Annotated in this window: 1 pseudogene; it reads left to right on the top strand. The window is 67.3% G+C overall.

What is annotated here, in order from left to right:
• Nucleotides 1-301: 301 nt before the first annotated feature.
• Nucleotides 302-504, top strand: a pseudogene (locus AC1RQF_RS33545) (hypothetical protein); the annotation flags it as partial.

Here is a 504-nt window from a genome sequence, read left to right as displayed (position 1 = left end):
AGTCGGCGACGAACGATGCGATGCAATCGGCGACGACGCGTGCGCACAAGGTGATCCAGTCGGCGCGCACGCCCGACGGCGGCGTGCGGCTGCCTGACGGCAGCGTGCCCAAGGACAGCCAAGCCGTGAAGCCGGGCGGCGTGACCATGGAAGCCCAGGGCGCGAAGCCGCAATGAGGCGGGCCGGGGCGGGGCCCGGCGAAATCGACAGACGAGGCATTCGAATGGACGAATCACCGAGCAGGACGCGCGAGCGTGCGAACGGGCCGGGCCGCGCCGGACAGTTGAAAGGGGGAGCACGCATGATGGCGTTCTCGATGATGTCGGTCATGGGCGCGATCGTCGCGATTGCAATGATTTCGCTGATCTTCTCGATGGGCGTCGTGCTGCCCCGGATCATCTCGGCCGCGCGGGGCGACACGATCGTTACGGATGGCGTCAAGGCCGTCGCCGAGGTTGTCGAGATCGGGCAGACGGGGGTGACGCTCAATCAGGTGCCGCAGAT

It is taken from the genome of Burkholderia sp. GW821-FHT14F03 (assembly GCF_058803765.1).
The sequence above is the reverse complement of the archived record's forward strand: the minus strand, read 5'-3'. Positions and strand labels throughout refer to the sequence as shown.